The sequence below is a fragment of the Streptomyces sp. NPDC002499 genome, assembly GCF_053595415.1.
This window is the reverse complement of the sequence record NZ_JBSFXO010000015.1, coordinates 258,849-271,751: the sequence shown is the minus strand read 5'-3', so window position 1 is coordinate 271,751 and position 12,903 is coordinate 258,849. Positions and strand designations below refer to the sequence as shown.

15 protein-coding genes are annotated in these 12,903 nt (G+C 70.8%); 6 read left to right on the top strand and 9 right to left on the bottom strand.

Features of this window, described 5'->3' with window-relative positions; genetic code table 11:
* Nucleotides 1-54 precede the first annotated feature (54 nt).
* Nucleotides 55-414, top strand: a complete 360-nt coding sequence (locus tag ACWD5F_RS38200; protein WP_451260874.1) for an ATP-binding protein — start codon at nt 55-57, stop codon at nt 412-414.
* Nucleotides 415-487: 73 nt separating this feature from the next.
* Here the strand turns inward: ACWD5F_RS38200 and ACWD5F_RS38195 are convergent, their stop codons facing one another.
* From ACWD5F_RS38195 to afsQ1, 5 genes are all read right to left on the bottom strand, one after another.
* Nucleotides 488-691, bottom strand: coding sequence for a PspC domain-containing protein (locus ACWD5F_RS38195; RefSeq protein ID WP_280878266.1), 204 nt, complete (start codon nt 689-691; stop codon nt 488-490).
* Nucleotides 692-784: 93 nt separating this feature from the next.
* Complete coding sequence (locus tag ACWD5F_RS38190; RefSeq protein WP_451260873.1) at nt 785-1,336, bottom strand: VanZ family protein; 552 nt, start codon at nt 1,334-1,336, stop codon at nt 785-787.
* 82 nt (nt 1,337-1,418) lie between these two features.
* Nucleotides 1,419-2,051 carry a hypothetical protein gene (locus tag ACWD5F_RS38185; RefSeq protein WP_451260872.1) on the bottom strand — a complete coding sequence of 211 codons (633 nt, stop codon included), beginning with the start codon at nt 2,049-2,051 and terminating at the stop codon, nt 1,419-1,421.
* Nucleotides 2,048-3,631 (bottom strand): ATP-binding protein, encoded by a 1,584-nt coding sequence (locus ACWD5F_RS38180; RefSeq protein WP_451260871.1) that lies wholly within the window; start codon nt 3,629-3,631, stop codon nt 2,048-2,050. The genes ACWD5F_RS38185 and ACWD5F_RS38180 overlap by 4 nt, the downstream gene beginning before the upstream one ends.
* Complete coding sequence (gene afsQ1, locus ACWD5F_RS38175; protein ID WP_123998123.1) at nt 3,628-4,305, bottom strand: two-component system response regulator AfsQ1; 678 nt, start codon at nt 4,303-4,305, stop codon at nt 3,628-3,630. Before afsQ1 ends, ACWD5F_RS38180 begins: the two co-directional genes overlap by 4 nt.
* A 243-nt stretch (nt 4,306-4,548) precedes the next feature.
* On the opposite strand from afsQ1, the gene ACWD5F_RS38170 reads away from it, so the two are divergent.
* Nucleotides 4,549-5,286: a SigE family RNA polymerase sigma factor gene (locus ACWD5F_RS38170; RefSeq protein ID WP_123998122.1), complete on the top strand. Its 738-nt coding sequence runs from the start codon at nt 4,549-4,551 to the stop codon at nt 5,284-5,286.
* Nucleotides 5,287-5,569: 283 nt separating this feature from the next.
* Here the strand turns inward: ACWD5F_RS38170 and ACWD5F_RS38165 are convergent, their stop codons facing one another.
* Nucleotides 5,570-6,205 carry a uridine kinase family protein gene (locus ACWD5F_RS38165; protein ID WP_451260870.1) on the bottom strand — a complete coding sequence of 212 codons (636 nt, stop codon included), beginning with the start codon at nt 6,203-6,205 and terminating at the stop codon, nt 5,570-5,572.
* A gap of 127 nt (nt 6,206-6,332) precedes the next feature.
* Between ACWD5F_RS38165 and ACWD5F_RS38160 the strand changes: the two genes are divergently transcribed.
* Nucleotides 6,333-6,734: a hypothetical protein gene (locus ACWD5F_RS38160; protein WP_451260869.1), complete on the top strand. Its 402-nt coding sequence runs from the start codon at nt 6,333-6,335 to the stop codon at nt 6,732-6,734.
* 69 nt (nt 6,735-6,803) lie between these two features.
* Here ACWD5F_RS38160 and ACWD5F_RS38155 read toward each other — a convergent pair whose 3' ends face one another.
* From ACWD5F_RS38155 to deoC, 3 genes are read right to left on the bottom strand one after another with little or no spacing between them, the layout of a single operon-like run.
* The gene (locus ACWD5F_RS38155; RefSeq protein WP_451260868.1) at nt 6,804-7,745 is read right to left on the bottom strand and encodes an aldehyde dehydrogenase family protein; all 942 of its coding nucleotides are present in this window, start codon (nt 7,743-7,745) and stop codon (nt 6,804-6,806) included.
* Nucleotides 7,738-9,171, bottom strand: coding sequence for an aldehyde dehydrogenase family protein (locus ACWD5F_RS38150; RefSeq protein ID WP_401713685.1), 1,434 nt, complete (start codon nt 9,169-9,171; stop codon nt 7,738-7,740). Before ACWD5F_RS38150 ends, ACWD5F_RS38155 begins: the two co-directional genes overlap by 8 nt.
* Before the next feature lie 6 nt (nt 9,172-9,177).
* Nucleotides 9,178-10,164 (bottom strand): deoxyribose-phosphate aldolase, encoded by a 987-nt coding sequence (deoC, locus tag ACWD5F_RS38145; RefSeq protein ID WP_451260955.1) that lies wholly within the window; start codon nt 10,162-10,164, stop codon nt 9,178-9,180.
* 168 nt (nt 10,165-10,332) lie between these two features.
* On the opposite strand from deoC, the gene ACWD5F_RS38140 reads away from it, so the two are divergent.
* The 3 genes from ACWD5F_RS38140 to pstC all read left to right on the top strand — a co-directional run bounded on the left by ACWD5F_RS38140 (nt 10,333) and on the right by pstC (nt 12,900).
* Entirely contained in the window at nt 10,333-11,058 is a 726-nt protein-coding gene (locus ACWD5F_RS38140) for a PH domain-containing protein (protein ID WP_451260867.1), read from the top strand.
* 315 nt (nt 11,059-11,373) lie between these two features.
* Nucleotides 11,374-11,721 (top strand): hypothetical protein, encoded by a 348-nt coding sequence (locus ACWD5F_RS38135; RefSeq protein WP_451260866.1) that lies wholly within the window; start codon nt 11,374-11,376, stop codon nt 11,719-11,721.
* A 129-nt stretch (nt 11,722-11,850) separates the two neighbouring features.
* Nucleotides 11,851-12,900: a phosphate ABC transporter permease subunit PstC gene (gene pstC, locus ACWD5F_RS38130; protein ID WP_451260865.1), complete on the top strand. Its 1,050-nt coding sequence runs from the start codon at nt 11,851-11,853 to the stop codon at nt 12,898-12,900.
* Nucleotides 12,901-12,903 lie beyond the last annotated feature (3 nt).

Here is a 12,903-nt window from a genome sequence, read left to right as displayed (position 1 = left end):
TTTACGGTCGTGGACCGCTCACATCCCCGTAACCCCATTTCGAGGACGCATTTCATGAAGCAGTCTGCTGCCAAGACCCTCGGTGTCGCCGCGCTCGGTGCCGCCTTCGCCGCCACCGGCGCGGGTGCCGCGAACGCCGCCCCGGCGGTTCCGGACGCGAGCCAGGCGCTGGGCACCCTCACCCAGACGCTGCCCGCTGAGAACGTCGCCAAGGCGCTGCCGGGTGCCGGTGAGGCCCTCAGCCAGGCGCAGCCCGCGCTCGCGTCGGGTCTGTCCGCCGTGCAGCCGGCCGCCCAGAAGGTGCTCGCCGACGGTCCGACCGCGCCGGTCGCCGGTCTCCTCGGCGGTCTCCCGGTGGGCCAGGCCGGCCTGCCCACGCACGGCCTGCCGCTGAACGGGATCCCGCTCGGCTGAACCGCCCTCGGACGCACGGATGGGGCGCACCCCCGGACACGGGGTGCGCCCCATCGGCGTACACGGACATTGGTCACCAGGCGGTGCGGGCGGCCTTCTCCTCGGAGGGGAACAGGATCCACAGCGCGATGTAGAGCAGGAACTGCGGGCCCGGCAGCAGGCACGAGAGCACGAAGATCACCCGCATCGTGGTCGCGGAGGTGCCGAAGCGCCGCGCCAGCGCTGCGCACACTCCGCCGATCATGCGGCCGTTGGTGGGGCGGGCAATGGCGGACATGTGCGGCTCCTTCGTGAGCGTCGGTCGGGCGGCCGGTCGTGGCTGCCTCATCTGCCGTCAACGCTACGGAGAACCCGCGGATCCGGCGTCGCTCTACGGTGCGATGCCGACCCTGGGAATCGTCGGGGTCCGACCCTGAGCGGCTTCCTCCTGGAGGACGGCCGCGGTCGGCAGGCGATCCCCCCTGCGGCGGAGCCGGGCGCGGCCGGCCGGCACCACCGCGAGATGCGCGAGGGCCACCCCGACGGTGTTCAGGAACAGCGTGTCGACGTCCGCGACCCGGCCGGGCACACCGGTCTGCAACAGCGTGATGCCGAGCGAGATGAGAGCGCCCGCCGTGGCCGTGCGGACCAGAGACGACAGCGGCGCGGCGTACAGCCGCCCGTGCACCAGCGGGATCAGTACGCCGAGCGGGGCGAGCAGTCCGAGCCCCTCGGCGATGCGCCGGGCCGCCTCGGGCCAGCCGAGCTCCAGATCGGCGTGGATCCCGGCGAACGGGCGCAGGTTGGCGGGCTGTACCCAGGGGACGTCCAGCGGGCGCAGCGTGAGCCAGGCGACGAACACGAGATGTGCGACGAGGAGAACACCTCCTGCCACACGGACGCGGATCTCGGCGCTGCCGCCGACGAAGCCTTGACGCTGCACGTCCCACAAGACGCGGGCCCCGGCGGGATCGGTTCCGGCTTACCCCCAGGTACCTGGATGAGGCCTCCGCCACACCCGTACGTCAGCCGCTCGTCACCTCGGCGGACGGCGGCTTCTCCGAGCCCGGACGGGAGCGGACCTCGTCCGTGCACTCGTAGCGGCGCAGCGGGTCGCGGCCCGGGCCGCCCAGGATGACCGAGCCGTCGCCCTCCGCCGCGGCGGAGTCGGAGAAGGTGCACACGATCTGGGCCAGCGCGTAGGAGGTGAGGTCGGCGGGCGTGCTGCTCAGGCGCAGCGTGTCCTCCGGATCCCCGGCCCGCGGTCCGCCCACGGCGATGCCGCCGCGCACGTCCGTCGTGTACCCGGCCTCCCGCTCCGAGGAGGACGGTGTCGCCGCCAGCTGGTCCAGCAGCCCCTGCGCCACCAGCACCCGCCGCTGCGAGTCCGCCGTGCCGTCCGGGACCCGTACCGTCCGGTCCACCGCGACCAGCGACGAACCGCACAGCAGGAACACCTGCACCGGCAGCCCGCGCGAGGCCTGCGTGGTGATGTCCGGCTCGGCCAGCGAGCACAGCACCCGGGAGGGCGCCGCCCCGAAGTCCGTCGGGACCTCCGTGGAACGGATCCCGCACCCCGTCAGCAGCGCCGCGAGCACGGGCAGCGCCAGCAGCCCGCGCACCCCGAACGGACGTGCCGCGGTGGGTCGTACGGTCATGTGGGCTCCCCCTGCTTCCCCTCGGCCTGCTCGGGGTCCTCCGTCAGCGCCGACACGTCCTGCGGCAGCCGCAGCGTGAACACCGCGCCCCCGTCGGGGGAGTTGGCGGCGGTGATCTCGCCGCCGTGGATGTGGGCGTTCTCCAGGGCGATGGACAGACCCAGGCCGCTGCCCTCGGAGCGGGGGCGGGATGCGCTCGCCTTGTAGAAGCGGTCGAAGACGTGCGGCAGGACGTCCTCGGGGATGCCGGGCCCGTGGTCGCGCACCGCGATGACCACTTCGGCTCCTTCCCCGTCCTTGGCCCCCGACTTCCGCACCGCGACCCGCACCGGGGAACCGCCGTGCTTGAGCGCGTTGCCCACGAGGTTGGCCATGATGACGTCCAGGCGGCGCGGGTCGAGCCGGGCGTGGATGCCCCGCTCGGCGTCCAGGTCGACCGCGTCCAGCCAGGCGCGCGCGTCCAGGCACGCGGTGATCTGGTCGGCGACGTCCACGTCGTCCAGGACCAGGCGGGCGGTGCCCGCGTCGAAGCGGGTGACCTCCATCAGGTTCTCGACCAGGTCGTTGAGCCGCCGCGTCTCACTGACGACGAGCCGCACCGCGGGCTCGATCATCGGATCCATGGACCCGGACTCCGCCTCCAGCTCCTCCTCCAGGATCTCGGTGACGGCGGTGATCGCGGTGAGGGGCGTACGGAGTTCATGGCTCATGTCCGCGACGAACCGGCGGGACGCCTCGTCCCGCGCGGCCATGTCGTCGACCCGTTTCTCCAGCGCCTCGGCCGCGTAGTTGAACGTCCGTGACAGATCCGCGAGTTCATCGGTCCCCGACACCCGCAGCCGGGTGTCGAGCCGGCCCTCGCCGAGCCGCCGGGCGGCCACGCCCAGCCGCTGCACCGGCTTGAGCACGGTCGTCGCGGCGGCCTGCGCGAGCAGCGCGGAGCCGATCAGCGCGAGCCCGGTGGCGATACCCAGCGACCAGGCAAGGGAGTTGAGGTCCTTCGCTTCCGGCTCGAGGGACTTGAGCATGTAGCCGGTCGCGCCGCCGCCGATCACCCTGGTGCCGGCCACCAGATACGGGGTGCCGTTCTGCACGACCCGCTGCCAGTAGAGGTGGTACGGGTACTTGTTGCCGGAGTCGACCTTCTGCTTCTTGTTCACCGCGGCGCGCAGCGAAGTCGGCACGTCCTGGAGGGAGAAGCCGTCCAGGGCGCCCGAAGTGCCGTACAGGGGCTTGCCGTCGGCACCCTGCGCGACCAGCAGCACGCTGAAACGCTGGCTGCTGCCCGACATCTGCCCCGCGGTGTGCTGGAGTTCGTCCTGCGAGGGGTCCGGCGGCAGCGAGCCCGCGCGGTTCTGCATCTCCTGCTGGAAGTCGCGCAGCACCGCGTCCTGGGTGCGGGTGAGCACCGCCTCGCGGTTGAGCCAGTACGCGATCCCGGACGCGGAGACCGCGGCCGTCAGCGCCACCAGGCCGAACACGACGACCAGGCGCAGCCGCAGACTGGTGAACCGAAGCCGGGACCAGACTCCCTTGCGATCCGCAGCCCAGCCGCGGATCCCCCCGTGCGCTTCGGTCACTGAGGCGAGTCCAGCCGGTAGCCGACACCACGCACCGTACGGATCAGGGTCGGGGACGACGGCACGTCCTCGACCTTGGCGCGCAGCCGCTGCACACAGGCGTCCACCAGGCGCGAGTCACCGAGGTAGTCGTGCTCCCACACCAGCCGCAGCAACTGCTGCCGGGACAGCGCCTGTCCGGGCCGCCGGCTCAGTTCGAGCAGCAGCCGCAGCTCGGTCGGGGTGAGCTGGAGATCCTCGCCGTTCTTCGTCACGGTCATCGCCGCGCGGTCGATGACGAGGCTGCCGAAGGTCGCCGCGTCGGTCGACTCGCGTTCCCCGCGCCGCAGCACGGCCCGGATCCGGGCGTCGAGCACCCGCCCCTGGATCGGCTTGACCACATAGTCGTCCGCGCCGGACTCCAGCCCGACGACGATGTCGATGTCGTCGCTGCGCGCGGTCAGGAGGATGATCGGCAGCTGGTCCGTGCGCCGGATGCGCCGGCACACCTCGAACCCGTCGATGCCGGGCAGCATCACGTCCAGCACGATCAGGTCCGGCCGTTGCTCGCGCAGCAGCTTCAGACCGTCCTCGCCGGTGGCAGCGGTGGCAACCCGGTGGCCCTGGCGCGTAAGAGACAGCTCCAGGGCCGTACGGATGGCGTCGTCGTCTTCGATCAGCAACAGGGAAGGCACGGGCCTCATTCTGGCCCATGGTGGGGTGGGGTTTCGACTCCTGTACAGGTACGGCCCGTACTGCCGCTCTCTGTGACCGCGCTGTGCGATTCCGTAGCCAGGCCTCTGTGACAGGTCTGTGACAGTCGGCGGACACGTCCATGAAGTGGCCCGGGCAAGCTTCTCGGCACAGGCAAGGAAACGCCGCGAGGCAGCACCGCCTGAGCAGGCCGAACACCGGAAGTCCACGACGGGGGGCGCGAGATGAACACGCTGCACAGCACAAGCGCAAGCGCGGTTGTCACGCGACTGCACGACGTCACCCGGGGTTCAGAGAAGTCCGGTGCCGTGAGCGGGCGGGGGTGCGCTCGCGGCACCGGGCGTCAGCACACCGGTTATATGACGGTGGTTGACAGTGTCTCGGGGGAGGCACACGGGGGAAGCGCGTACAGGGAGGGCACGGGGGAACGTCGTTCGCTGTCGGAGGCGGAGTTCACCGCCTACGTCCAGGAGCGTCGCGCCTCCCTGTACGCAACCGCCTACCACCTGACCGGCGACCGCTTCGAGGCCGAGGACCTGCTGCAGAGCGCGTTGTTCTCGACCTACCGGGCGTGGGACCGGATCAGCGACAAGGCCGCGGTCGGGGGCTACCTCCGCCGCACCATGACCAACCTGCACATCAGCGCGTGGCGCCGCCGCAAGCTGAACGAGTACCCGACCGAGGAACTGCCGGAGACGCCCGGCGACACGGACGCGATGCGCGGCACCGAACTGCGCGCGGTCCTGTGGCAGGCGCTGGCCCGGCTGCCCGAACTCCAGCGCACGATGCTGGTCCTCCGTTACTACGAGGGCCGCACCGACCCGGAGATCGCGGAGATCCTCGACATCAGTGTCGGCACGGTGAAGTCCAGCATCTGGCGGTCGCTCCGCCGGATGCGTGAGGACGAGGTCCTCAGCTTCGGCCGTGACGAGGAGGACGCCTTCGGGGAGCTCGTCGCCTGAGGGTCGGGGGAAGCAAGGGGAAAACGGGGAACCCGGGGGGACCGGGGAAAACACGGGGGAAGCAAGTCGGGGGGAGCGGCAACCGAGGGGGCACCACTGGGGGGTGGTGATCGGTTGGCGGGGATCCAACGGGGGTCACGGGGGAACGGGGCCAACGGGGGACAGCACGGGGGAGCACCACGGGGGAACGGGGAAGCGGGACTGGAGGGCCGGGGGGTCCGTCCAGTCCCGCTTTTCCATGTGTACCGGTTGTCGTGCCCACCGCTCCGCGCGTGTACGGGGTTCAGATCGTCGGCGTCGCCGCGGGCCGCCGGCCGACCGCCGCCGCGGCCAGCCGCGTCAGGGCCTCGTCCTTGTCGCAGGGGTGGGCGCCCAGCGCGGTCTGCCGGCTGACGATCGACCGCTCCTGACGCATCAGCCGCCAGCCCCTGCGGAGCAGGAACGGCACCGACTTGCGGCCCTCGCGCAGATCCCGCAGGAAGCGGCGCCGGAAGGTGCGCATCGGCCCGCGGTTGAGGCACAGGGCATCGGCCAGCAGCCCCAGTTCACGGCAGCGCCCCACGATCTCGGCGGCGAAGATGCCCTCCGCGACGAAGAGCGGCGTACGCCCGATGTCGACGGCGTCCTCGCCGGTGCGGGCGCTGAGCGAGAGGTCGTACACCGGGACGTTCGTACGGCCCGTGCGGCACAGTTCGGCTATCGCGGTGACCGCGACGTCCGCGTCCCAGGACTCCGGGTGGTCCCAGTCGATGTCGGAACTCCCCGCCACCTGCGGCAGCGTCGGGTCGTTCCCTTCCTTGTAGAAGTCGTCGAGGCGCAGCACCGGCAGACCGGAACGGGCGGCGACGAGGGACTTGCCCGAGCCCGAGGGGCCGCAGAGCAGCACGACACGGGCGGAGGAAGGGACATGGATGCTCACGGGTCACCAGTTTGACGTATTCCGTACGCCCTGCCGACCCCGCGGGTCGTCTTTGGAGTGCGCATCACACCTCAACTACCCTTCGTGTCGACACGATTACCCTGCGCACCAGAAGGTGGCACCAGCGATGGCACGACACACGTCCTCCCCGAACCCGACCGCCCAGCGGGCCCTGGTCGCCCTCGCGACGGCAGGCGTGGCGCTCGGCGCCGGTGCCGCGTCGGCCGCCGCGGACACCGAGCCGGTGCTGGACGTGGTGCGCACCCGTCCCACGTCCCTCGGGACCATCGACCCGCAGGCCGGCACGCAGGCCCTCACCGGCATGGTCGGTTACGTCACGGGACCGGTGGCCGACCTCAAGCCCAACCCCCTCGCGGGCACCGGCGTGGACCCCCTCGACAACGGCCTCGGCACCCAGCTCGCCGACTTCAAGCCCCTGGCCACGCAGGCCCTGACCGGTCCGGTGGCCCAGGCCGAGTCGATCGGCAGCATCCCGTTGGTGGGGCCGGCGACGGGACTGCTGCGCTGACGCCGGTACGAAAAGAGCCGCGCCGCCCCCGGATGGTGGGGCGGCGCGGCTCGTCCGTGGGGGGATCGGTCAGTACGACGAACCCGAGGCGCCCAGGGCGCCCGTCGGGTGCCAGACCGTCTTCGTCTCCAGGAACGCCGTCATGCGGTCGATGCCCGGAGCCGCCGACCAGTCGACCTCGTCCACAGGCTGTGGACGGAGAACGCGCTTGAGGTTGTCGGCCGCCGCGATCTCCAGCTCCTTCGCCAGTACGTCGTCGGCGCCCGCGAGATCGATCGCGTTGACGTCCTGGTGCGCGGCCAGGGGCGCCGCGATCTCCGCGGTCCGGCCGGAGAGGACGTTGACGACACCGCCCGGGACGTCGGAGGTGGCGAGCACCTCGCCCAACGACAGTGCCGGGAGCGGGGACTTCTCGCTGGCGATCACGATGGCCGTGTTGCCCGTCGCGATCACCGGGGCCAGCACCGAGACCAGGCCCAGGAACGAGGAGTCCTGCGGGGCCAGGACGGTGACCACGCCCGTCGGCTCCGGGGAGGACAGGTTGAAGAAGGGGCCCGCGACCGGGTTGCCGCCGCCGACCACCTGGGCGATCTTGTCGGTCCAGCCCGCGTACCAGACCCAGCGGTCGATCGTCGCGTCCACGAGCACGGCCGCCTTCGACTTCGACAGGCCCTCCGCGTCCGCGACTTCGCGCACGAACTGGTCCTTGCGGCCCTCCAGCATCTCGGCCACGCGGTAGAGGACCTGGCCGCGGTTGTACGCCGTCGCGCCGGACCAGCCGCCGAACGCCTTGCGGGCGGCGACGACCGCGTCACGGGCGTCCTTGCGGGAGGACTGCGGTGCGTTCGCCAGCCACTTGCCCTTGCCCGCCGCGTTAGCGGCTGATGTCTGCGTGGTCACCTCGTACACCCGGCCGCTCTCGGAACGCGGGAACTTGCCCCCGACGTACAGCTTGTAGGTCTTGAAGACGCTCAGCCGCTGCTGCTCGCTCTTGTCGGACTTCTCAGACATCGAGGTACGCCTCCAGGCCGTGGCGACCGCCCTCGCGGCCGAAGCCCGACTCCTTGTACCCGCCGAACGGCGAGGTCGGGTCGAACTTGTTGAACGTGTTGGACCAGATGACACCGGCCCGGAGCTTGCTCGCGACCGCGAGGATCCGGGAGCCCTTCTCCGTCCAGATGCCCGCCGACAGGCCGTACTGGGTGTTGTTGGCCTTGGCGACGGCCTCGTCCGGGGTGCGGAAGGAGAGGACCGACAGGACCGGGCCGAAGATCTCGTCACGGGCGATGGTGTGCGCCTGGGTGACGTTCGTGAAGAGCGTCGGGGCGAACCAGTAGCCGGAGGAGGGGAGTTCGCACTCCGGCGACCAGCGCTCGGCGCCCTCCGCCGAGCCCTGCTCGACGAGCGAGGTGATCCGGGCGAGCTGCTCGGCGGAGTTGATCGCGCCGATGTCCGTGTTCTTGTCCAGCGGGTCGCCGAGGCGGAGCGTGGACAGGCGGCGCTTGAGCGAGTCCAACAGCTCGTCCTGGACGGACTCCTGGACCAGCAGCCGGCTGCCCGCGCAGCAGACCTGGCCCTGGTTGAAGAAGATGCCGGTGACGATCCCCTCCACGGCCTGGTCGATGGGGGCGTCGTCGAAGACGATGTTCGCGCCCTTGCCGCCGAGTTCGAGAGTGACCTTCTTGCGGGTGCCCGCGATCGTCCGCGCGATCTCCTTGCCGACGGCCGTGGAGCCGGTGAACGCGACCTTGTTGACGTCCGGGTGCGCGACGAGCGCGGCGCCCGAATCCCCGTATCCCGGAAGGATGTTGACGACACCCTTGGGCAGGCCGGCTTGGCGGCAGATGTCCGCGAAGAACAGTGCCGACAGGGGGGTGGTCTCGGCGGGCTTCAGCACCACCGTGTTGCCGGTGGCCAGCGCCGGGGCGATCTTCCAGGCCAGCATCAGGAGCGGGAAGTTCCAGGGGATGACCTGGCCCGCGACACCGAGCGGCTGGGGGTTCGCGCCGAAGCCGGCGTGGTCCAGCTTGTCGGCCCAGCCCGCGTAGTAGAAGAAGTGCGCGGCGACCAGGGGAAGGTCCGCGTCCCTCGTCTCCTTGATGGGCTTGCCGTTGTCCAGGGTCTCCAGGACGGCCAGTTCGCGGCTGCGCTCCTGGATGATCCGGGCGATGCGGAACAGGTACTTGGCGCGCTCGGAGCCGGGCAGCGCCGACCACTTCTCGAAGGCCTTGCGGGCGGCCTTCACCGCGCGGTCGACGTCCGCCTCGCCCGCCTGGGCGATCTCGGACAGGACCTCTTCGGTGGAGGGCGAGACGGTCTTGAAGACCTTGCCCTCGGCCGCCTCGGTGAACTCGCCGTCGATGAACAGGCCGTAGGAGGGGGCGATGTCGACGACGGAGCGTGACTCGGGCGCCGGTGCGTAGTCAAAGGTAGCCATGAGGGATCAGTCCACCGTCACGTAGTCGGGGCCGGAGTAGCGGCCGGTGGCCAGCTTCTGACGCTGCATCAGCAGGTCGTTCAGGAGCGAGGACGCGCCGAAGCGGAACCAGTGGTTGTCCAGCCAGTCCTCGCCCGCGGTCTCGTTGACCAGGACCAGGAACTTGATGGCGTCCTTGGAGGTGCGGATGCCGCCGGCGGGCTTCACGCCGACCTGGACGCCGGTCTGCGCGCGGAAGTCACGCACCGCCTCCAGCATCAACAGGGTGTTCGCGGGCGTCGCGTTGACGGCGACCTTGCCCGTCGAGGTCTTGATGAAGTCCGCGCCGGCCAGCATGCCGAGCCAGCTCGCGCGGCGGATGTTGTCGTACGTCGACAGCTCGCCGGTCTCGAAGATGACCTTCAGACGGGCGGCGCCCGAGGCCTCCTTCACGGCGACGATCTCGTCGTACACCTTCATGTACTTGCCCGCGAGGAACGCCCCGCGGTCGATGACCATGTCGATCTCGTCGGCGCCCGCGGCCACCGCGTCGCGCACGTCGGCCAGCTTCACGTCGAGCGCGGCGCGGCCGGCCGGGAAGGCGGTGGCGACCGAGGCGACCTTCACGGAGGAACCGGCGACGGCCTCCTTGGCGACGGCCACCATGTCGGGATAGACGCAGACGGCCGCGGTCGAAGGGCTCGTGCGGTCGGTCGGGTCGGGGCGGACCGCCTTGGCGCCGAGCGCCCGGACCTTGCCGGGGGTGTCCGCGCCTTCCAGCGTCGTCAGGTCGACCATCGAGATGGCGAGGTCGATGGCGTATGCCTTCGCGGTGGTCTTGATGGAACGGGTGCCGAGAGAGGCGGCACGCGCCTCCAGGCCGACCGCGTCGACGCCGGGCAGCCCGTGGAGGAAGCGGCGCAGCGTGCTGTCGGACGCGGTGACGTCGCCGATGGGGGCACCTCCCGCGCGTTCAGCAGCGGGGGAGGGTGCTGTGGGTGCAGTGGTGGGCATGGTCACCAGACGAGCATATCTACGCGCGTAGCGGCTGTACAGCCCCGGGAAGATCCGTGCCCCGAAGGGGCGCGGGGAACTGCGTGACCAGCCACATACGGCCCGCACTCGCAAACGTACAGATCCCCCCAACGGCGACTGGGCGCACCGCTGAGGCAGAATCGCAGCATGACGACCCCGCCCCACGACCCCCCCGCGCCGCAGGCTCCGGCACCCGAGTCCAGGGACCGGATCTACCGGTCACCCGCGGGAATCGCCGGCGGCGTACTGCTGCTCGCCATCGTGGCCTGGCTCGGCCTCGACGCGATCTTCGCCGGCCATGGCCGCACGCCGTGGCTCGCGCTCGCCACGCTGATCATGGTCGTGCCGCCGGTCGTCGCCTTCACGCTGCGCCCCGCGGTGTACGCCAACGGGGACCGGCTGCGCATCCGCAATCCGTTCCGGGTGATCGTGCTGCCCTGGGGGCAGGTCGCCTCCCTGCGCTCCAGTTTCTCGAACGAGGTCGTGGCGCAGTCAGGCACCAAGTACCAGCTGTGGTCCGTCCCCGTCTCCCTGCGGGCACGGAAGAAGGCGTCCCGGCGGGAGTCCCGGGCGGCGGCGGACCAGGCCGCGGGGAGAAGCGGGCGGAGCCGCGGCGGTTTCGGCGGTGCCTTCGGGGGCGGCGGCGGGCTCGGCGGTGGCCTGGGCGGCGGGGTCTCGCGCGGTACGGCCGTTCCGGACGGGCCGGTGCGCGCGGAGACCGACAAGGTCATGGACGAGCTGCGGGAGTTCATGGAGACCCGGGGGAAGGCCGAGACGGCTCAGGGCGAGGTGACCGTGCGCTGGGCGTACGAGGTCGCGGGGCCGACGGTGGCCGGGGCCGTGCTGCTGGTGATTCTGCTGATCGTGGGCTGAGCGTGGGCTGAGCCGGGCGGGGGCGGTGGGCCGAGCCGGGCCGTGCCCCATTCGGCACCCTTGCCCCAGGTCGTGGTGAGCGCTTTCTCCGGGCCCCACTCCACGCCTTTCCTAGGGGTTACCTAGGGGATACTTCGACATGAAGCGTGGAGGGGGCCGTCAGTTTTGTCCGGCCCCCGTCACTCCCGTCTCAGTAGATTGCTGTCGCTGCCCCTCAGTGCCGTACCTGCGGATTTTGCTTTTCGAAGGGGCGGCGGGGGTGGGGACATGGAGCGGTCCGGCGGGACGGCAAGACCTGCCGTCGCGGTGGTGGGCATGAGATGTCAGATCGACATCAACGGTACGGGCGGGTTCGGGTGGCGGCTGATCGCGCCGAACGGACGCTCGGTGGCGATATCGCTGACCTCGCAGGAGACCCACGACAAGTGCCGGGCGGCGTTCGTCCGGCTGTGCGCGCGCCACGGCGAGATGGGCGGCGGGATCCAGCACGGCACCGAGGGCGGCGGCTGGGTGTGGGTGGTCTGGGACGCGGCGGGCCGGCATCTGGCGGGCTCGGCTCGTACGTACGAGCGGCACGCGACCTGCCGGGCCGCGTACGACCGCTTCCGTGCGTTACTGCCCGAACTGGTCGGCGCGGGGCCGGAGTTATGGGGCGAGACGTGAGTCATCAAGTGAGGCGTGAGGCGCCGGGTGCGGTGTGAGTGACCCCGGGTAACCGAAGTTGCCTCCAGGGAACCTCTCGTTCACGTTTCGGGATGGGCATGTCAACCGGTGGCACGGAGTGTCTGAAACGTGCCTTCGCCGAGAAGATCCAGACAGCCGCAGCCCCTGATCGCGGGTGCCGGCGACATCGATGTCGATGACGTCGACGTCCCGAGACGCCTGTACGCCGATCCCGGTCTGCCCGACCGGGTCTTCCGCGCGCTGCTGCGCTCCGGCGGCGGTTTCGTGCTCGCCGTCATGCTGCTGGTCGGCGGCTTCCTGCTCTACCGGGCCTGGCTGGCGCTCGACCGGGCCGGCTGGTCCTTCCTGACCACCTCCGAATGGGCGCCGGACGCCGGGCGGTTCGGTATCGCGGCCGTTCTGGTCGGCACGATCCTGATCGCGACCGTCGCGGTCCTGGTCGCCGTACCGCTGGCCACCGGCGCGGCGCTGTACATCTCCGAGTACGCCCCGGCGCGGCTGCGCCAGACACTGGTCACCGTCGTCGACCTGATGGCAGCGGTGCCGTCGGTGGTCTACGGACTGTGGGGCCTGTTCTTCCTCCAGGACAAGGTCCTGCCCACCGCCCGTTGGATCTCCGCGTACTTCGGCTGGATCCCCGTCTTCTCCGTGCGGGGCGCCGATCCGGACGACCCGCTCGCGCCGGAGAGCATCTACACCTCCTCGACCTTCATCGCGGGCCTTGTCGTCGGCATGATGATCGCGCCGATCATCTGCTCGATCATGCGTGAGGTCTTCACCCAGGCGCCCGCCGGTGAACGCGAGGGCGCCTACGCGCTCGGCGCGACCCGCTGGGGCATGATCCGCAGCGTCGTCCTGCCCTTCGGGCGCGGCGGCATGATCGGCGGCACGATGCTCGGGCTCGGCCGCGCGCTCGGCGAGACCATCGCCATCTTCATGATCATCTCGCTGACCTTCGACATCCAGTGGCACGTCCTGCAGTCCGGCACCAGCTCGGTCTCCTCGCTGATCGCCCTGCGCTACGGCGAGGCCAGCGAGTTCGGGATGTCCGCGCTGATGGCGGCCGGTTTCGCCCTGTTCCTCATGACGCTGGTCGTCAACTTCGCCGCCTCCTCCATCGTCGCCCGCTCCCGCTCGGGCGCGTCGAGCGATGCGTGATGC

What these genes read in the sequence shown, in the direction of transcription:
- ACWD5F_RS38200 (WP_451260874.1), top strand. Translation starts at nt 55, where the DNA reads ATGAAGCAGTCTGCTGCCAAGACCCTCGGTGTCGCCGCGCTCGGTGCC.
- ACWD5F_RS38195 (WP_280878266.1), bottom strand. Translation starts at nt 691, where the DNA reads ATGTCCGCCATTGCCCGCCCCACCAACGGCCGCATGATCGGCGGAGTG.
- ACWD5F_RS38185 (WP_451260872.1), bottom strand. Translation starts at nt 2,051, where the DNA reads ATGACCGTACGACCCACCGCGGCACGTCCGTTCGGGGTGCGCGGGCTG.
- ACWD5F_RS38170 (WP_123998122.1), top strand. Translation starts at nt 4,549, where the DNA reads ATGAACACGCTGCACAGCACAAGCGCAAGCGCGGTTGTCACGCGACTG.
- ACWD5F_RS38160 (WP_451260869.1), top strand. Translation starts at nt 6,333, where the DNA reads ATGGCACGACACACGTCCTCCCCGAACCCGACCGCCCAGCGGGCCCTG.
- ACWD5F_RS38155 (WP_451260868.1), bottom strand. Translation starts at nt 7,745, where the DNA reads ATGTCTGAGAAGTCCGACAAGAGCGAGCAGCAGCGGCTGAGCGTCTTC.
- ACWD5F_RS38150 (WP_401713685.1), bottom strand. Translation starts at nt 9,171, where the DNA reads ATGGCTACCTTTGACTACGCACCGGCGCCCGAGTCACGCTCCGTCGTC.
- deoC (WP_451260955.1), bottom strand. Translation starts at nt 10,164, where the DNA reads ATGCCCACCACTGCACCCACAGCACCCTCCCCCGCTGCTGAACGCGCG.
- ACWD5F_RS38140 (WP_451260867.1), top strand. Translation starts at nt 10,333, where the DNA reads ATGACGACCCCGCCCCACGACCCCCCCGCGCCGCAGGCTCCGGCACCC.
- ACWD5F_RS38135 (WP_451260866.1), top strand. Translation starts at nt 11,374, where the DNA reads ATGAGATGTCAGATCGACATCAACGGTACGGGCGGGTTCGGGTGGCGG.